19 protein-coding genes are annotated in these 19,148 nt (G+C 29.7%); 8 read left to right on the forward strand and 11 right to left on the reverse strand.

Annotation, left to right across the window (positions count from 1 at the left end; genetic code table 11):
• Window positions 1–379 precede the first annotated feature (379 nt).
• Window positions 380–718, forward strand: a complete 339-nt coding sequence (locus tag ACH2BP_RS10910) for a hypothetical protein (protein WP_395059806.1) — start codon at window positions 380–382, stop codon at window positions 716–718.
• Window positions 719–802: 84 nt separating this feature from the next.
• Here the strand turns inward: ACH2BP_RS10910 and ACH2BP_RS10915 are convergent, their stop codons facing one another.
• Window positions 803–1,216 (reverse strand): DUF1456 family protein, encoded by a 414-nt coding sequence (locus tag ACH2BP_RS10915; RefSeq protein ID WP_395059808.1) that lies wholly within the window; start codon window positions 1,214–1,216, stop codon window positions 803–805.
• Window positions 1,217–1,344: 128 nt separating this feature from the next.
• Between ACH2BP_RS10915 and ACH2BP_RS10920 the strand changes: the two genes are divergently transcribed.
• Both ACH2BP_RS10920 and ACH2BP_RS10925 read left to right on the forward strand, forming a co-directional pair.
• Window positions 1,345–2,058, forward strand: a complete 714-nt coding sequence (locus ACH2BP_RS10920; protein ID WP_395059810.1) for a class I SAM-dependent methyltransferase — start codon at window positions 1,345–1,347, stop codon at window positions 2,056–2,058.
• A 2-nt stretch (window positions 2,059–2,060) separates the two neighbouring features.
• On the forward strand, window positions 2,061–2,462 hold the full coding sequence (locus ACH2BP_RS10925) for an excinuclease ABC subunit B (protein ID WP_395059812.1): 402 nt from the start codon (window positions 2,061–2,063) through the stop codon (window positions 2,460–2,462).
• Here the strand turns inward: ACH2BP_RS10925 and uvrB are convergent.
• The 3 genes from uvrB to ACH2BP_RS10940 form a co-directional block, all read right to left on the reverse strand.
• Window positions 2,459–4,450 (reverse strand): excinuclease ABC subunit UvrB, encoded by a 1,992-nt coding sequence (gene uvrB, locus ACH2BP_RS10930; RefSeq protein ID WP_395059814.1) that lies wholly within the window; start codon window positions 4,448–4,450, stop codon window positions 2,459–2,461. The genes ACH2BP_RS10925 and uvrB overlap by 4 nt on opposite strands.
• A 114-nt stretch (window positions 4,451–4,564) precedes the next feature.
• Window positions 4,565–4,987 carry an SET domain-containing protein-lysine N-methyltransferase gene (locus ACH2BP_RS10935; RefSeq protein ID WP_395059816.1) on the reverse strand — a complete coding sequence of 141 codons (423 nt, stop codon included), beginning with the start codon at window positions 4,985–4,987 and terminating at the stop codon, window positions 4,565–4,567.
• A gap of 48 nt (window positions 4,988–5,035) precedes the next feature.
• The gene (locus ACH2BP_RS10940; RefSeq protein ID WP_395059818.1) at window positions 5,036–5,401 is read right to left on the reverse strand and encodes a hypothetical protein; all 366 of its coding nucleotides are present in this window, start codon (window positions 5,399–5,401) and stop codon (window positions 5,036–5,038) included.
• 184 nt (window positions 5,402–5,585) lie between these two features.
• On the opposite strand from ACH2BP_RS10940, the gene ACH2BP_RS10945 reads away from it, so the two are divergent.
• From ACH2BP_RS10945 to ACH2BP_RS10960, 4 genes are all read left to right on the forward strand, one after another.
• A complete protein-coding gene (locus tag ACH2BP_RS10945) occupies window positions 5,586–7,493 on the forward strand; it encodes an acyltransferase family protein (RefSeq protein ID WP_395059820.1) in 1,908 nt (635 codons plus the stop codon).
• 3 nt (window positions 7,494–7,496) lie between these two features.
• The gene (locus ACH2BP_RS10950; RefSeq protein ID WP_395059822.1) at window positions 7,497–9,404 is read left to right on the forward strand and encodes an acyltransferase family protein; all 1,908 of its coding nucleotides are present in this window, start codon (window positions 7,497–7,499) and stop codon (window positions 9,402–9,404) included.
• 3 nt (window positions 9,405–9,407) lie between these two features.
• Window positions 9,408–10,247: a 2,3,4,5-tetrahydropyridine-2,6-dicarboxylate N-succinyltransferase gene (locus ACH2BP_RS10955; protein ID WP_395059823.1), complete on the forward strand. Its 840-nt coding sequence runs from the start codon at window positions 9,408–9,410 to the stop codon at window positions 10,245–10,247.
• A 116-nt stretch (window positions 10,248–10,363) separates the two neighbouring features.
• The gene (locus tag ACH2BP_RS10960) at window positions 10,364–11,479 is read left to right on the forward strand and encodes a glycosyltransferase family 4 protein (RefSeq protein WP_395059825.1); all 1,116 of its coding nucleotides are present in this window, start codon (window positions 10,364–10,366) and stop codon (window positions 11,477–11,479) included.
• On the opposite strand, the gene ACH2BP_RS10965 is transcribed toward ACH2BP_RS10960, so the two are convergent.
• Genes ACH2BP_RS10965 through ACH2BP_RS10985 form a run of 5 tightly spaced genes read right to left on the reverse strand, consistent with a single transcriptional unit; the run spans window position 11,461 to window position 15,838 of the window.
• A complete protein-coding gene (locus ACH2BP_RS10965) occupies window positions 11,461–12,216 on the reverse strand; it encodes a glycosyltransferase family 2 protein (protein ID WP_395059827.1) in 756 nt (251 codons plus the stop codon). The two genes, ACH2BP_RS10960 and ACH2BP_RS10965, sit on opposite strands and share 19 nt — an antisense overlap.
• Complete coding sequence (locus ACH2BP_RS10970) at window positions 12,216–12,989, reverse strand: polysaccharide deacetylase family protein (protein WP_395059829.1); 774 nt, start codon at window positions 12,987–12,989, stop codon at window positions 12,216–12,218. The genes ACH2BP_RS10965 and ACH2BP_RS10970 overlap by 1 nt, the downstream gene beginning before the upstream one ends.
• The gene (locus tag ACH2BP_RS10975) at window positions 12,989–13,933 is read right to left on the reverse strand and encodes a glycosyltransferase family 2 protein (RefSeq protein ID WP_395059831.1); all 945 of its coding nucleotides are present in this window, start codon (window positions 13,931–13,933) and stop codon (window positions 12,989–12,991) included. Before ACH2BP_RS10975 ends, ACH2BP_RS10970 begins: the two co-directional genes overlap by 1 nt.
• Window positions 13,933–15,105: a glycosyltransferase family 87 protein gene (locus tag ACH2BP_RS10980; protein ID WP_395059833.1), complete on the reverse strand. Its 1,173-nt coding sequence runs from the start codon at window positions 15,103–15,105 to the stop codon at window positions 13,933–13,935. The genes ACH2BP_RS10975 and ACH2BP_RS10980 overlap by 1 nt, the downstream gene beginning before the upstream one ends.
• Window positions 15,106–15,115: 10 nt before the next feature.
• Entirely contained in the window at window positions 15,116–15,838 is a 723-nt protein-coding gene (locus tag ACH2BP_RS10985) for a lipopolysaccharide kinase InaA family protein (RefSeq protein WP_395059835.1), read from the reverse strand.
• 112 nt (window positions 15,839–15,950) lie between these two features.
• Here ACH2BP_RS10985 and ACH2BP_RS10990 point away from each other — a divergent pair, with 112 nt between their 5' ends.
• A complete protein-coding gene (locus tag ACH2BP_RS10990) occupies window positions 15,951–16,928 on the forward strand; it encodes a hypothetical protein (protein ID WP_395059837.1) in 978 nt (325 codons plus the stop codon).
• Here the strand turns inward: ACH2BP_RS10990 and ACH2BP_RS10995 are convergent.
• Both ACH2BP_RS10995 and ACH2BP_RS11000 read right to left on the reverse strand, forming a co-directional pair.
• Complete coding sequence (locus tag ACH2BP_RS10995; RefSeq protein WP_395059839.1) at window positions 16,923–17,828, reverse strand: hypothetical protein; 906 nt, start codon at window positions 17,826–17,828, stop codon at window positions 16,923–16,925. The two genes, ACH2BP_RS10990 and ACH2BP_RS10995, sit on opposite strands and share 6 nt — an antisense overlap.
• Window positions 17,828–19,105 carry a glycosyltransferase gene (locus ACH2BP_RS11000; RefSeq protein ID WP_395059841.1) on the reverse strand — a complete coding sequence of 426 codons (1,278 nt, stop codon included), beginning with the start codon at window positions 19,103–19,105 and terminating at the stop codon, window positions 17,828–17,830. Before ACH2BP_RS11000 ends, ACH2BP_RS10995 begins: the two co-directional genes overlap by 1 nt.
• Window positions 19,106–19,148: the final 43 nt, after the last annotated feature.

Consider the following 19,148-nt stretch of genomic DNA (forward strand, 5'->3'; position numbering starts at 1 on the left):
CTAATTTTACACATTCGAGTTTAAATGTATAATCATATTTGACTTTTCTTTCCATAAAAATACCCCCAAATAGTGTCTAACTTTTTGGGGGCAGTCTAATGCTGAGGTTTTTTTATTACTACAATGTAAAGTTTTAAGATTTTATTAATATGTTTTAATTTAATGTTTCCAACTTCATTTTGATGAAATTATGTGAAATGTAATTTAAACACTCAAAACATAAGAGTCTGTTAAGTATTTATGTTTTTTTTTAATGAATTTTTATTTAAGCTTTTTTCTTATATCAGTCAATTTTAAATATAGGTTAAGTAATTGGTAAACAATTTTTTAGCTTTATTTATTTCTTAATTTTGACATGTAATCTAAAAAGAAAAAAATCATGAAAAAGTTAATTTTGTTATTTGTTGTTGTAATTATGAATGTAACTTTTGTTTCGGCAAAAGAGGTAAATCCGGTCGATGATTATCCAAAAGCAATAAAAGAAATTTCTAAATTATTAGGGCCATTAAACATCAACGATGAGTTCGAAAAAGCTGTGAGAATTAAATTTACTGCAATGGTAAACTCAGATAATGAACTGATTGTATTGCAAGTGGGTACAGACAATATTATTTTCAAAAATCATATCATTTCGCAATTGAACTACAAAATAATTGCTAGAGAAGCCATGACGCCAGGCAAGCAATATACTTTTATTGTAAAGTTTAGACCTGAGTAATCAACTTATCTTTAAATAAAAGATCCCGCATCGTTCCAAAAAACGATACGGGATTTTTATTTTTATATTAATCAATAACAATTATTATTTTTTAGCCTTACCATTATTAAACCTTACTTTCTCTATAACCTGAACTTTTGTCTCTGGTTTTTTGTTTTTTGAAGCAGGTTTTTTCTTAAAATCGGTTTTAGGTTTAAACTCCGTTTTAGGTTTTTCTGAAGTTCTCGCAGGAATTTCAGCTTTGTGTTTTGCTAAAACATCTTTTGGATTTTTAGGGTTTTCTTTGGTTCCACGCAAGTGTATAACCAATCCGTTGAGAAAATTACGTAAAATCTGATCACCGCATTCTACATAATTTTCATGCTTTTCATCACGAAAAAAAGCACCAATTTCTGATTTTGAAATTCTAAAATCTACTAATTCTAATATTTCTACTATTTGATCATCACGCAACATTAGTGCAACACGTAATTTTTTGAAAATATCGTTATTTGTCATCTTTATCTATTTATTTTTCAAAGGTAATTATTATATTGGACTAAATTCAAATGTAAGGACAAGAAAAGGAATATTTGGATTTGTTTATATTTGCATTACTTTTATAAAAAATTAAAATAAGAACTGAGATGACACGAATAGAAGTTTTGAATGCTATAATTAAGAAGAAAAATGTTGAAAATTATCTAGAAATAGGCGTCAATAGAGGAAAATGCCTTTTTAATATTGTTGGCCCTAAAAATAGATTTGCCGTAGATCCTTTTTTTAATTTTAATTTATGGAAAAAGTTGAAAGCTGGAATTAAAAATTCGGCTAATTTCAAAAACCAATATTTTGAAGTTACTAGTGATGATTTTTTTGCTAAAAATAAAATTCTTTTGTCAGAAAATAAACTCGATTTAACTTTTATCGACGGTCTTCATACTTATAAGCAATCGTTACAAGACACTTTAAATACTTTAAAACATCTGGACGAAAAAGGGATTATAGTTTTGCATGATTGTAATCCTCTTGACGAATTAGCGGCTTATACTGCTCATTCTATTGATGATGCACGTAAAGATTTACAAAATCATAAAGATTGGAAAAACATTTGGAATGGTGATGTTTGGAAAACTATCGTTTACATTAGAAAAAACCATCCTGAATTATCTGCTTTTGTTCTTAACACAGACCACGGATTGGGATTTGTGTATAAAAAACAACAAGGGAAATTACCTGAAATTTTCAGCTCTATTACTACGATTGATGATTTAGATTATACTTTTTTTGATAAACATAGAAACGAATTGATCGACTTGAAACCCGTATCTTATTTTCAAGAATTTTTAGCCACTATATAGTTATGAACTCTCATCAAGAAAAAATAAGTTTAATATCTGAAATGATTGCTTTTGCAGTTATTGATGGCGAATTGCACGATAGAGAATACGATTTTTTACTTTTAATTTCTGAAGAATTAGAAATTGAGAAAGAAACCTTTTTAGAGTTATTTAATAAAAGGAATGAGAATGTAATTATTAAAGACGAGTTTAACAGAATAATCCATTTTTACAGATTGGCATTGCTCATGCATTGCGATGGAGTTTTACACAAAAGAGAAAAAATAGCAATTCACGAAATGGGAATTACGATGGGATTAAATCCTTTTGCCATGAAACGAATTCTAAAACTGATGGAAGATTCTCCTAAACAAATGATTGCTCCCGAGAAATTAATTTGCGCTTTTCAGGAGCAATTGAATTAGATTTTTTCCTGTAAAGCTTTAATCTCATCTCGCAGCCTCGCCGCGTGCATAAAATCTAAATCTTTGGCCGCTTTTTCCATCGCTTTTCGTTTTTCCCGAATGCGTTTTTCGATTTCAGGCTTGCTTAAATATTCGGTTTCTGGCTCAGCAGCCATATTTCCAGAAGTATAACCCAATTCGAAATCTACCAAAGAATTTTTGGTAAAAGCAGATTCTATTTTTTTGTTTAATGCCATTGGAACGACATTATTTTCAATATTAAATTTGATTTGTTTCTCTCGACGATAATTGGTTTCATCAATCGTTTTTTGCATACTGGCAGTAATTTTATCGGCATACATAATTGCTTTTCCGTTCAAATTTCTAGCGGCACGACCTATTGTTTGGGTTAATGAGCGATGACTTCTTAAAAAACCTTCTTTGTCAGCATCGAGAATAGCTACTAATGAAACTTCGGGTAAATCTAATCCTTCACGAAGTAAGTTGACTCCAATTAAAACATCGAAAATTCCTTTTCGTAAATCTTGCATAATTTCAATTCGTTCTAGTGTATCTACTTCAGAATGAATGTAACGACAACGAATATTAACTTTTGTTAGATATTTAGCCAATTCTTCGGCCATTCTTTTGGTTAAGGTAGTAACTAAAACACGTTCGTCGATTTCTGCACGAACTTGTATTTCTTCTATTAAGTCATCAATCTGGTTTAAACTCGGACGAATTTCTATAATTGGATCTAACAATCCTGTTGGGCGAATAACTTGCTCGACGACAACACCATCGGTTTTTTGTAATTCGTAATCGGCTGGAGTTGCCGAAACATAAATTACTTGGTTTTGCATCGATTCGAATTCATCAAATTTTAAAGGGCGATTGTCCATGGCTGCGGGTAACCGAAAACCATATTCAACTAAATTTTCTTTACGAGAACGGTCGCCACCATACATGGCATGAACTTGAGAAAGTGTTACGTGGCTTTCGTCAACAACCATCAGATAATCTTTTGGGAAATAATCTAACAAGCAAAAAGGCCTTGTTCCAGACAATCTTCCATCAAGGTAACGAGAGTAATTTTCGATCCCAGAGCAATAACCTAATTCTCGAATCATTTCTAAATCGAAATTGGTTCGCTCTTCTAATCTTTTTGCTTCGAGATGTTTGCCAATTTCCTTAAAATAATCGACTTGTTTAACCAAATCTTGCTGAATTTCCCAAATAGCATTTTGTAAAACATCGGGCGAAGTCACAAACATATTTGCAGGATAAATGGTCAGTTTTTCAAATTTTTCAATGACTTGAGTCGTTTTAACATCAAAACTTTCAATTTCTTCAATTTCATCACCAAAAAAGTGAATTCTAAATGCGTCATCAGCATAACTTGGATAAACGTCTACAGTATCTCCTTTGATACGGAAATTTCCAGGATTAAAATCCATTTCGGTTCGAGAATACAAACTTTGCACAAGCTGATGCAATAATTTGGTTCTTGAAATGATTTGACCTTTTTCTATTGGAATGACATTTTTTTGAAATTCTACGGGATTTCCAATTCCGTACAAGCAAGAAACCGAAGAAATCACAATAATATCACGCCGTCCGGAAAGTAAAGACGAAACGGTACTCATTCGCATTTTTTCTAATTCTTCATTGATAGATAAATCTTTCTCAATAAAAACGCCTGTAACAGGCATAAAGGCTTCGGGTTGGTAATAATCGTAATAGGAAACAAAATATTCTACGGCATTATTCGAGAAAAATTGTTTGAATTCTGAGTATAATTGCGCTGCCAGCGTTTTATTGTGTGCCAAAACTAAAGTTGGTCTTTGCACTTCTTGAATCACATTTGCTACCGTAAATGTTTTCCCAGAACCTGTAACACCTAATAAAGTTTGATATTTTTCTTCATCAAGAATCCCTTTCGAAAGTTTTTCGATTGCTTGGGGTTGATCTCCTTTGGGTTTGTAATCCGATTGTACTTGGAAGTTCATTTATACGTATTGTAAAGTCACAAAGTTACAAAGATTGGATCCTAAATTCTAAATTTTTATCACAGATTCATTTATAATAAAGAATTAAATGATCACTGTAATAATTTTGATATTTTATTTGTGTTTATTCCAATAACGCTTTCCATAGTTACAAAATACTTCTTCGCCTTGTTTTATTTTCCTGGTAGCGATTAAGCAAACATTTTCGTTTTCATCTAAACCAATTTTAGCGTTATTTTTGAAATCCGATTTAGAAAAACCCGTTGCATCATTCGCATATTTTGCAAAACATTTTATAGTAATCGAATCTAAAATAGTTCCGTCAAGGAGATTTATAAAATATTTATCTTTTCCTTTATCAGCTTTAGCTTTGGCTTCGTTTTTGTTTAAAATTTTTCCTTTATAAATAGCTATTATTTCGTCTTTATAAATCGTTATAGCGGTATACAATCCTGTTCCTGAATTAGTAATTTGGGAAGGATTTGTGTATAAATAATCGGATTCGGAAGCGTTTATTTTGTTAATATCAGCTTTCATTAAAATAAGATTAATTTTCTATAAAACTACATTTAATTTAACAGAATACTATTCTCTTTTTCTATCTTTCATTTGGGCTTTGCGCTCCTCTTGCATCTGTAGATAGGTATTATATTGTTCCACCGTAAGAAATGATTTCATTTCAGCATCTTTTGCTTCTTTAATTTCTTTCAGTTTTTTAAACTTATCTCGCTTACTACTATCACTATTTTTTATTTCTTTTTGTTTTGTTGCGTGTTTCTTAATTATTTCTCGAAAAGTAAATTCTTGTTGTTCAGAAAGTGACAAACGTTCTTTTGCCATTTTCATTTGTTCAATCATTTCCTCTTTTCTATTATTGTCCTGAGCAACAGCTTTATTTGAGTGTAAAGCAAAAAGAAATGTAATAATAAAAGCTAGTTTAAAATTCTTCATGGTTATAGATTTAAGGTGGGATTTAAATTTAATAAAAATTTAATAAAAAAAGATAAATTAAATTTTTTTTTTCATAAATAATAGATATTTAATTTAAAAAAACAGAATCAATTTGCTTTCTATCATTATTTTTTGACTTTTGAAATTGCCAAAAAAAGTTATCTTTGTTGGAAATATCCTATTAATGAAGTTGAATTTTTCTTATCGCCCTGATATAGACGGTTTACGAGCGATTGCGGTTTTGCTGGTTATCTTTTTTCATGCTGATTTTTCTTTCGTTTCGGGCGGTTATATAGGTGTTGACGTGTTTTTTGTGCTTTCCGGTTTCCTTATTACTTTGACTATCGACAAGGAAATGAACGAGAATAAATTCTCTTTTAAGCAATTTTACTTGCGTCGTATTCGTCGAATTATTCCTGTTTTAGTTTTTGTAATGCTCGTTACGACTATTCCTGCTTATTTATTTTTATTTGCAGATAATTTCGAGTCTTACTCGAGAACTTTATTACACACAATGTTATCGACAAATAATTTTCATTTGTGGATTACTCAAAGGGATTATTTTGCTGAAAACTCTGATTTGATTCCATTTTTGCACACTTGGTCGTTATCTGTCGAAGAACAATTTTATTTTTTATGGCCGATATCTTTACTTTTTTTTCATAAATATTTGAACTTACAAAAAAGACTACTTTTTGTCTTTTTGTTTTTAGTTTTTGGAATTATTCTATCTGTTTATTTAACTGATACTAATCCAGGAATGGCGTATTTTTTGTTACCTGCTCGTATTTTCGAATTAGCGATTGGTGCTTGTCTGGCTATGTTTTGGGATAAATTACCAGAATTTTCTAAAACAACAAACCATTTAATATCAATTGTAGGTTTGTTCTTAATTGTAGTTCCTGCTTATATATTAAACAAATCGAGTATTTTTCCCGGAATGAATGCTTTTTGGCCTTGTTTGGGAACAGCGATGCTTATTTTTACAGGGAAAAATACAGATACTAAAGGTATTGTAAACACGTTTTTACAAAACAAATTTTTGGTGTTAATTGGTTTACTTTCTTACTCTATGTATTTATGGCACTGGCCGTTATTTATATTTATTAAATATTTGGGTATCAATTTAGATGGTATTATAAGAATTATTTCATTAGTCGTAATATTTGGATTGTCTTATTTTTCTTGGCGATTTATCGAACAACCTTTTAGAATAAATTTCAAATATGATTTTAAGAAAACGATGTTGTACGGATTTTTACCTTCTTTATTATTAATATCAGGAATCTATGCAATTATAGATGCCAAAGATGGTTTTCCAGAACGTTTTATAGAGCTTTCAGAATTTAATCCAAAAGCTAATTATCCTAATAAAGTTAGAGCAGCATGTTTCGACAAATTTAAAGTTGGAAATTGTGAAGAGTGTTTTCTTGGTATTAAAAAAGATACGCTAGACGGAATGTTAATAGGCGATTCTTTTGGAAATCATACTGCCGCTTTTCTTGATATTCTCGCAAAAGATGCTGGATTATACTTGCACGACAGTGCCGCTGGTGGTTATCCTGTTTTAAATAATTTGAACGAAGATGGTTCGCCAACAAATTCGACCGAATACGCTACCGAAAGGCTGGAATATGCTAAAAAATTTAAAACTATTTTTATTGCTGCAAACTGGGACGAACAATCTACACCAGATAGTAAAAACTATCAATCTATAGTAAAAACGGTGGGCGAATTAGTAAAACTAGGAAAAAAAGTAGTGATTTTTGATTGTCTTAGAGCCACAACCGAAACGAATTTGCACAAACTAAAATTATTAAAAACGGGCAGAAAAGTATATTTTTCGGAAAGAGATTTTTCAATTCCTTTCAAGCCAAGACCAAATAGCTATATTGTGTACGAAATGAAACGTCAATTCCCATCTATTTTAATTATCGATTTGAATGATGCCATGTGTAAAGATGGAAAATGTGGTTTAGAAATAGACAACACAATCGTTTACAGAAATTTTAATCATTTAAATACAAGTGGTGCTGAATTGATAGCAAAACAATACATCAAATTGAAAGGAAACCCTTTGAAAAAATTATAAAAAATGAAATTTAATTTTTCTTATCGCCCAGATATAGACGGTTTACGAGCAATTGCGGTTTTGCTCGTTATCTTGTTTCATGCTGGTTTTCCTTTTGTTACTGGCGGTTATATAGGCGTTGACGTATTTTTTGTACTTTCTGGTTTCTTGATTACGTTAACTATCGACAAGGAAATGAGCGAAAACACATTCTCTTTTAAGCAATTTTACTTGCGTCGTATTCGCAGAATTATTCCTGTTTTGGTTTTTATAATGCTTGTAACAACTATTCCTGCTTATTTATTTTTGTTTGCTGATAATTTCGAATCCTATGGTAGAACATTAATTCAGACCATGTTATCTACAAATAATTTTTATTTATGGATAAATCAAGGAGAGTATTTTGCCGAGAATGCTGATCTGATTCCGTTTTTGCATACTTGGTCGCTTTCGGTCGAAGAACAATTTTATTTTTTATGGCCAATCTCCTTACTCTTTTTACATAAAAAAATGAACTTACAAAAAAGACTAATTTTTGTCTTTTCATTTTTAATATTTGGAATTATTTTATCTGTATATCTAACGGATACTAATCCGAATATGGCTTATTTTTTATTACCTGCTCGTATTTTCGAACTGGCTATTGGTGGTTGTTTGGCAATGTTTTGGGACAAATTACCTGAGTTTTCTAAAGGTAAAAATCATTTGATTTCAATTGCGGGTTTGTTCTTAATTTTAGTACCAGCCTATTTATTAGATAAGTCGAGTATATTTCCTGGAATGAATGCTTTTTGGCCTTGTTTAGGAACTGCCATACTTATTTTTACAGGGAAAAACACAGATACTAAAGGTATTATAAATACCGTTTTACAAAACAAATTTTTAGTTTTAGTTGGCTTACTTTCTTATTCTATGTATTTGTGGCACTGGCCTTTATTTATATTTATTAAGTATTTAGGCATCAATTTAGAAGGAGTTGTAAGAATCGTTTCGTTAGTCGTAATATTTGGATTGTCATATTTTTCTTGGCGATGTATCGAACAACCTTTTAGAATAAATTTTAAATATGATTTTAAGAAAACAATGCTTTTTGGTTTTTTACCTTCTTTGTTATTAATAACAGGAATTTATGGTGTTATAGATTCTAAAGATGGTTTTCCCGAACGTTTTCCTGAATTATCAGAATTTGATCCTAAAACAAATTTTGCAAATAAAGTAAGGTCGGAATGTTACTATACCTATAAAGTTGGAAATTGTAAAGAGTGTTTTTTAGGCGTAGAAAAAGATACGCTAGACGGATTATTTATTGGGGATTCATTTGCAAATCATTCGGTTGCTTTTCTCGATGTACTGGCAAAAGATGCTGGATTATACATTCATGATAGTACTGCGCCTGCAAATCCACTTTTAAATACTTTAAATGACGATGGGACTCCATTTTTCCCACCAGAATATGCGCAAAGAAGACTTGAATACGCTAAAAAATTTAAAACTATTTATATCGCAGCCAATTGGGAAATGGTAACAAATCCCAAAAGTAAAAACCACCAATCGATTGTAAAAACTATAGAAAGTTTAGTAAATTTGAATAAAAAAATTGTGCTCCTTGATTGCTTAAGACCTATGTCTGAGATGAATTTGCACAAAGCTAAATTATTAAAAACAGGAAAATCCGTTTATTTTTCTGAAACCGATTTTTCAATACAATGTACTCCTAGACCATACAATTATATAGTTTATGAAATAAAAAGAAAATTCCCTTCAGTACTTGTAATCGATTTAAATGATGTCATGTGCAAAGATGGAAAATGTGAAATCGCAATAAATAATAATATTGTCTATAAAGATATCAGCCATTTGAATATAAGTGGGGCGAAATTAATCGGAGAAAAATATCTTAAACTAAAAGGAAATCCTTTAAAAAATTTATAAAAAATGACAAACTTACAAACCATAATAGAGCAAGCTTGGGAAAACCGTGCTTTATTACAAGAAGAAACGACTACAAATGCGATTAGAGAAGTTATTGATTTACTTGATGCTGGAACTTTACGTGTGGCGGAACCAAAAGATGATACTTCGACTTCGCTCAGTACAAGTTCATGGCAAGTAAACGAATGGGTTAAAAAAGCTGTGGTGATGTACTTCCCTATTCAAAAAATGGAAACTTTTGAAGTGGGTATTTTCGAATATCATGATAAAATTCCGTTGAAACGTGGTTATGCCGAAAAAGGAATTCGTGTGGTTCCTCACGCTGTAGCGCGTCATGGTGCTTATATTTCTAGAGGTGTGATTTTGATGCCAAGTTATGTAAACATTGGTGCTTACGTAGATGAAGGTACGATGGTCGATACTTGGGCAACCGTAGGAAGTTGCGCACAAATAGGTAAAAATGTACATTTATCTGGCGGAGTAGGAATTGGTGGTGTTTTAGAACCTTTGCAAGCCGCTCCAGTTATTATTGAAGATGGTGCTTTTATTGGTTCTCGTTGTATCGTGGTTGAAGGTGTTCATGTAGGAAAAGAAGCTGTTCTAGGTGCCAATGTTTGCCTAACTGCTTCAACAAAAATTATCGATGTTACTGGCGATACTCCTATCGAAAGAAAAGGATATGTTCCCGCAAGATCTGTAGTAATTCCTGGTAGTTATACTAAGAAATTTTCTGCTGGAGAGTTTCAAGTTCCTTGTGCATTGATTATTGGTACTAGAAAACCATCGACAGATTTAAAAACTTCATTGAATGATGCTCTTCGTGAATATGATGTAGCGGTGTAATTTCAGATTTTAGATCGCAGATTTTAGATTAAAAAAAAGAAAATGACATTATAATTGATACATTTTTAAAATTGATTTTTGATATTGCCATTGTTATTGATTTTGATATTAAATAAATGAACATAGGATACGAAGCAAAAAGGGTTTTTCATAACAAAACTGGTCTGGGCAATTATAGCCGAGATTTGGTGCGAATTATAGCTACTTATTATCCTGAAAACAGTTATTTTCTTTACAATCCTAAAAAAAGTAAGGAAACACTTTTTAATACCAATTCATCGATTATTTTTGAAAAATTACCTTCTACCCCATTTTATAAAAAATATTATAATTTGTGGCGTCAAAAAGGAATTATTACTGATTTAGAAACCGATAAAATTGAGATTTTTCATGGATTATCAGGTGAAATTCCTTCAGGATTGAAAAATAAAAACCAAAAAAGTGTGGTTACCATTCATGATTTAATTTTCATGCGGTATCCACACTTATATTCTTTTTTTGACAGGAAAATACATTATTTTAAATTTAAAAAATCGGCAAAAAATGCTGATTTAGTTATAGCAATTAGTGAACAAACCAAAGCTGATATTATCACTTATCTTAAAATTCCTGCTGCTAAAATAAAAGTCGTTTATCAAGGTTGTCAAGCTAATTTTAAGCAAAATTATTCGGCCGAAGAAAAAAATGAGGTGGCGCTAAAATATAATTTACCCAAAGAATTTATATTAAATGTGGGTACAATTGAAGAACGAAAAAATGCGCTAACGATTGTAAAAGCCATTAAAGATATTGATACCAAATTAGTTTTAATAGGAAAACAAACCGCTTATTCCGAAAAAATAAAAACCTTTATAAAAGAAAATAATTTAGAAGAAAAAGTTGTTTTCTTGCAAGGTTTGTCGAGCAAAGAATTAGCCATTACATATCAACTAGCGACTGTTTTTGTGTATCCATCGATTTTTGAAGGATTTGGAATTCCAATTATTGAAGCTTTATTTTCTAAAACGCCAGTTATTACTACGAATTCTGGTGTATTTCCGGAAGCTGGCGGACTTAATTCTGTTTATATAAATCCTGAAAATGCAGCGGATTTAAAAATTCAAATCGAAAAGCTTTTAAGTAATGAATCTTTAAGAAATGAGATTTCAGATAAAGGTTTCGAGTTTGTTCAGAAATTTAATGATGATGTGATTGCAAAAGAAATCATGAAATGTTACAAATCTTTATTCTGATGTAAATCATACAATTTCGCATACTTTACAAAGCTTCCAAAAGCGGATAACATACTCCAAATAAAGCCTTGATACCCGTTTAAAAAATTTCTTTGCAGGAAGTAAAATCGAATAAAATCGAATGGAAATTTGACAATTACTTTAGCTAATGAAGCTTTTTTTCCTTTTTCATACAAAAATTCGCCACTTAAAAGTGAATATTTAACTTGTTTTTGTATCGCTGTCGAAATATCAAAAACTGTATAATGTAGCATCTCATTTTTTAGAATCCCTATTTTTCCTTGCACTTCTATTACTTCATGCACTTTATTTTCGATAAACTTTCCGTATTGCTTATTAAAAAATCGAAGGATTGGTTTTTTGTTTTCACTTCCAAACTTAAAAATTTTATGCAAAAAAACATGTGTTCGAGGAATTAAATAGCCGTTATATTCTTTAGAAAAATCGATATTTTTAATTTCCAATATTAATTCATCAGACAAAACTTCATCAGCATCAAGTGACAAAACCCAATTATTTGTGGTTTGGTTTAATGCAAATTGTTTTTGTTTACCAAAATTTTCAAAATTATTGTAAATCACTTTGGCTCCGTGTTTCTCACAAATTTCAATCGTTTTATCTGTACTTCCAGAATCGACAACAATAATTTCGCTTGCCCAAGTCAGTTTTTCAAGACATTGAGCTATAATTTTTTCTTCGTTGTAAGCAATTATAAATACTGAAATATTTTGCATCATTATATCGTAGCTAAGAAATCTTTGAAAGTTCCAAATTTATAATTCTTTTCATTCATCCAAAACAACATTTTATCAAATCTTGCTATCATTTGCTTTCCACTATTTTTTGAAACATAACCAGGAAAACCAAACTTCTCAGGTTGTTTTAGATTGGTAAATTCCCAAGGATGAAAATAGATATTTAGATAATTATCTTTTTTAATAGTCCATTTTACTAAAAATTGGTACAACCACAATGGTAAATTATGAAATGACAACCAGAACAAAGGAAAACGAATTATTGGACTTACAGATGCTGGAATTTGCCAAACTCCTTCTTGTTTAAAATATGTTCTTGGTTTATCAAGATGATTGTATCTTCCTGGCAAATAAGTTGGATTTATAGAAGAATTATACAAATAACCTGCTTTAAAAATTTCTTTTTCATCGACAGGATACATTCTTGGCATGCGGTAACCTATTACTTTCGTATTGGTTATTTCTTCAAGTTTCAATCTCGATTCTAACAAATGTTCTACTTTAAAATCGCTATGATAATAACTATGCGAAGCCATTTCGTGACCTTCGGCAATAATACGCTTTATAACATCAGGTGCATTTATTGCAAAAGTTACTGTGCTAAAAAAAGTAGATTTGACATCGTGTTTTTGTAATAAATCTAAAATCGCAATTGTCCCTTGAATAGAAATGGCTATTTGCTCATCGAAAGAGATTTTTTTACCATATTCGAAAGGCATATCAAATTCTTCGATATCAAAACTTAATAAAATCATTATTTGAAATTTGTTTCTTTGATTAAATAATTAGGTCTTCCTTTAGATTGAATGAACAGTTTGCCGATATAAATTCCTATTATTCCTAGAACAATCAAATTTAAACCTCCAAAAAACACAACGGTACTTAATAGTGATGCCCAACCAGATATAACGTGACCAAAATACAAACTATAAACTACATAGATCATAAAGAAAAGAAAGGCTAATACCGTTAGTCCAACTCCAAGAAAAATAGCAATATGCAACGGCCTTGTACTAAAGGAAGTTATCCCTTGTAAAGCGAAACGAAGCATTTTTCCTATAGTATATTTACTTTTTCCAGAAAATCTTGCGTGTGGTTTATAATTTAAAGCGTACTGATTAAAACCTATCCAGCTTATAATGCCACGTATAAACAATTCATTTTCAGAAAAATCCGAAAAAACAGCGACTACTTTTTTGTCAATCAATCTAAAATCAGCAGTTCCTGGTTCAAATTCTACCTCAGATAATTTATTCATAATAGTATAAAACCATTTTGAAGTCTTCTTTTTAAAATAAGAAAGTGCTTTCTCTTCATCACGAATAGTATAAACTACATCGTAACCTTCCTCCCATTTCTTAATGAGTTCAGGAATTAATGCTGGCGGATGTTGCATATCGCCATCCATTGTTATTACTGCGTCTGAATAGTCTTTTACTAAATCTACTCCAGCTTTTAATGCATTTTGATGCCCGAAATTTCTAGATAAGGCTGCAAAAAATAATCGATCATCAGCTTTAGATAATGTTTCTAATTTTTGTAAACTTTTATCGCTACTTCCATCATCAACAAAAACAAGACGATACTCATAAGGTAATTTTCGCATCACTTCATGCAAAGTATTTACCATTATTTCGATATTTGTTTCCTCATTAAAAGAAGGAATTACAATGGCTATTTTCTTTAATTTATTTACCATCAATTAGATAAAGTATTGTAATTATTAAACTTTTTTGTAAGCATTTCATAGATAATTGCTATCCAAATAAGCACACAAGGTAATGCCTTTAATGCGAATGGACGAATATAATTTTCTCTTAGAAATTTAGGCATTAAATCCGATGGAGATAAACTCGTTAGAATTATTGCCAAAACAAATAAGACAATATAAAATTTTGAAATTGGTTTTGGTTGAATGACGAACCAAATAGCAACACCAACAAATGCAATAATATAGGTTGGCGATTCAGATCCTGTACTAAAAATAACAGTAAATATTAATACCGAAGCTAGCATCATTAATCTGAATCCTTTTTCTTTATATTGCTTTATTCTCAAGTATTGCAAACCAAATAATACAATTCCGCTAAGCAAAAAAGGTAAGTTTGAGATGGTGCTATCTTGCATAATTCTTCTTACCATTCCCATTAAACAAATATCTTGATATGAATTTAGTCCTGTGTTTTCGGTATTTTTAACAACCAAACGATCAAACCATTCGATATAAGTTTGAATGATATATTCTGGAGAAGAAATAAGCATTGGTAAAACAAAAAGTACAATGCTCCAGAAAACTAATGATGCTATAAACTTAATTTTATCCTTTGTGAAAAAGAAAAATGCTAGTCCAACAACTCCATACAATTTAACAAAAATGCCTAAAACTATAAACATAGCTGCCCAAAATACTTTCTCTTTATCAATATAAACAAATGATAATATGATGATTGCAGTCATTAACGGATTGAACTGTAAACCTAATAATGCAGTTAGAAACTCATGAAGACAAATCCATAAAATGGCCGTAATTTGAATCTGTTTTAGTGGTAATTGTGTGATTGCCCATACTAAAATTACAGCATTAAAAACTCCCCACAAAACCATTCCTATATAATCCGGAAGCACAGCAAACGGAGCAATTATTAGGCTAAAAACTGGTCCGTAATGATTATGATCAAAATATTCTGAAGGATATTCTGTATATAAAGGCAGTTTATTTATAGTGTGAAAATATACACCTTTAAAGATTTTGTAATTATTATAATTACCAATAAGAAACTGTTTTACAGCAGAAATAATTGTAATAACAAGCCATATTGTTATAATATATTTTTTATTGGTAAAAAAAGAATGTTTAAAAAATGTACTCACTGAAGTAGGCTTATTTAATTCCGAATTTTTTCTTTAATTGACTCTTTTTTTCTGATTTTTCGTAAAACTTCGAAGTGTATTTCCACATTAATGCAAAGGTTTCTTCTTCTGTCTTACCATATAATTTTGCATATTCGAAACTTATCATTTTTATCATCACTTCACTTGGAGTTATGCGGTTTAAATTCTTCATTCTGGTTTTAAAATCCATTTCTTTGTGAAATTTCATTCTATTTAAATCGACTAGATAAAATTCGTATTTATTATCATTAACTTTTTTTATGAGTGTATTTCCGGGAGAATGATCTAGAAATTCGATACCATTTTCGTGCATTTTAAAACAAAAATGTGCAAATTGTTGCAATATATTTTCCAAATCATCAAAATGTTTTTCAAAAAAATCCTTAAAAACATAATCAGGCTGTAAATGTTCGCAAATATAATAGCTATCTAAAAGTCTAAAAGCAGGTTTGTTTTCATAAAAACCAATAGGATTAGGTGTTCCAATACCTTTTTCGATTAAAATTTTAGCATTGTTATAGGAGCGTTCTGCTTTCGATTTTCTGAAAAATTTATAAATAATTCCGTTTATAAAAATTGGGTTTTTAAACCGTTTTACATTTAAAAACATGTTATTGTATGGTATAATTTTTATTTTATTACGTTTACCAACTACAAAATCGCTCCCTAAGGAATCGAAGTTGTTAATAATATCGTGCAATGCTTTATCCATAAATATATTTTGAATAACAAAAATAGGTTAAATTTAAATTTTTAATATTCTGATTTCAAAAAAATAATTGAATAAAAATATTAATACCTTTGTTAGGTTATAAAATTTGAAAATGTCTCAAAAAATTTGCATTATTAGTTTTGATCATTGGAACTACGATAAACACATTGTAGATAAACTAAATGAGAAAGGAATTCACGCTTTTCACATAAAAATTGGTGGTTTTAAACACAAAAATATTGGTACACGAATTTTAAACACATTTAGCAAAGTAATTCTTGGTAAGAATCCTAAAATTCAGAAACGTCAGGAATATATTATCGAAATGCTTGAGAAAAAAGGTTTTCAAGACCAAATTCTAGTTATAAATCCTGAAGTAATTAGTTTAGAATATCATCATAAAATAAAAAAATTTACTAAGAAATACTTAGCTTATTTGTATGACAGCGTTGATAGATGTCCTGTCGAACATTTGCTAAATGGTATTTTTGATGAAATATATTCATTCGATAAAGGTGATGTGGTAAAATATGGTTTTAAAGAAACTACAAATTACAATTACCTCGAAAAGCAAGCCATAACCGATACTCTTTCGATTAAAAATCAGGTTTTATATATTGCTTCTTTTGACAATAGATTAGAAAAAGTAATGTTGTTAAAACAAGCTTTTGACAAAATAAAAGTGAGCTATAAATTTATAATAGTAGGAAAAAAAACCAGTTTATATAAATTTAAAAATATTTTCTCACCCACAATCTCAGGAATTGAACTAAGGAGAAATCGGATCGAACAAAATGATTTGAAAGAGCTATATTCTCAAACACAAGCCATACTCGATTTAGTTAGAGATAACCAATCAGGGCTTAGCTTTAGAGTTTTTGAGGCAATGGCTTTTCAGAAAAAACTAATCACAAATAACAAAAACATTGTTGGTTATAATTTTTATAACCCAAATAATATTTTAGTATTAGAAAACGAAAATTATATTTTTGACAAGGCTTTTTTTGATACTAATTATAAACCGCTTTCTGATGAAATTTATTACCAATATACTTTAGATAATTGGGTTATTAAGATTTTTGGATTATAGTGTGTTCAGTTTGTTGAATAATTGTTCAAAGTGTAACTGAAAATAAAAATCATACGCATTTTTACCAATTGGATGCACAACAGGAAAATCCGAATATGCTTCAAGAAGCCTAGGGGTTTTTATAGCTTCTGCAAGGGAATATGCAAAGGATTGATTTCCAATGAAAATTTTACTCGATTTAATAATTTGTGCCATTTCATAAAAATCTTTTACGTCATAAAACTCTAAATTTGGAACAAGTTTTTTTAAGTCTTCGTATTCATCTTTCAGACCAATGAAAAGTAAGTTATCAAATTTAGCTAAAAAACTGTAATCTACAAATGGATTACGTACACGAAAACTTCTAACTATTACAATTTTATTCTTTATTGATGGGTGTGGTTCTATTTTTAAAAATGGTTCTGATAAATCAGTCTGAATTCCAGTTAAATGAAAGAACCATCTAAATGAAATAAAATTTAAATCAAATGGGAACTCTCTAAATAAATCGAAATCAATATGTATTTTTTGATTTTCTAAAATATTAACCTCTGAAATATATTCGACACTTTTCAAAAGTGGAGTTAATTTATCATAAATAGCTTTATTAATAAATACATTACCCGCCGTATGTTTATATGCATGCTTATCGATAGGTTTATTTACCTGAATAAATAAATTACAAATATGCGTTTTAGATAATTCTTTAATAACTGGAAGTGCATATATAATATCTCCAATATGCCCAGAATGTTTAAAATTTAAAACTTTTTCGTTTTTGATATAACCTGATATTTCGTCTAATTTATAAGTAAACGATGGTAATAATTGAGATTTTTTACGTTTTAGGAGCATTTGCTCCTTAATGTCCCTATATTTATTTTTATTTGTGTACTTATACCAATATTTTAGCAATATCATTACTTTTTATTTTTACGTTTTAATTTTCTATTTCTAAAGTATAATTTAATATCTAATATAGTAGTAATTAACTTGCTTTTATAAACAATACGAAGTTCATTCGTTAGTTTTCTATTTTCTAAATAAACAGAGATATAAGCATTTTTGATTGGGTCTACCCTAAAACATTCTAATATTGACTCTAGTTTAGTTTTAATTTCAGTCCCTATTTTTATAGTTGAAAACTCATTCAGTATTGTTTGATTACCTTTATTTGCAATTTCTTTAATAGTATCTGAATTTTCTTTTACACTTGTCATTAATTCTGCCATGTGCTCAAAATCAGGATCAGACCAAATCGTATTTTTGTCATAATTAATGATTTTTGAATCTACTGTGCAGGTTTTATAATTAACTAAAAAACTGTTTTCATTATTCATAAATTCTAAGTTTCCTGAATAACCAGTTGCTATAACTGGTTTCGAGAAAAACATAGCTTCAGCCATTGTTAGTCCAAATCCTTCTGAACGATGAAGTGAAACATAACTATCACAACCTTTTATAATGTTATGCAAAGTATCTTTTTCAAAGATTTTTTCTACAATTTTTATATTTTCAAATCCGTCAATTTCCTCCAATAATTTTGATTTCTCTTTTGCAAATCTAGTAGCTCTAGAGGTTTTTATTGTTAACGAAACTGATTTGTCCTGCTTATCAAATGCTTTTTTAAATGCTTTAATTAAGTTTAAAGGGTTTTTTCTTTCGAGCGTACTATTGTAATCGAAAATAAATAAAAAATTAAAGCTTGATTTATCATAAAAATTTTCGGCTTCCTTGTCGATTGTATCTGGTACTACAATTTCAATCGGATAGTGAATAACACTTACAGGAATCTTGGTGACATTCGAAATTACTTTTTGACAATATTTTGCTGGAACCCAAATTTCATCAAAAAAACTAATATTATCAACGTATTCCTGAGGGAAAAATTCAGATTCCCAATTTAGATAAAAAATATTATATTTATTTTTAAACAATTCTGAATTCTCAAAATAAGTTAGAGGTAAGCTTGCCTCACCTGGTCCTAGCAATACTAAATTAATTGGATGTGGAGCTTCTGTACTAAAGTTTTCGAAAGTTTTATCTTCGTGACGATGATTTGTCTTTATATCAAAATTAATTAATGCAACTGGAATATCTACGCTTTGCATTGCTTTTATTAACAATCTTACTGCTTCGCCTAATCCGAACTCACCATTAATGTATCCAAAAACATTAACTCCAATTTTATCTTTCATTATATAATTTAATTTAAAATATTTTTTAAATATTGTAAAACAA

Origin of the sequence: Flavobacterium sp., from assembly GCF_043756175.1 — a bacterium.
In the GTDB taxonomy this organism is placed as follows: Bacteria; Bacteroidota; Bacteroidia; order Flavobacteriales; family Flavobacteriaceae; genus Flavobacterium.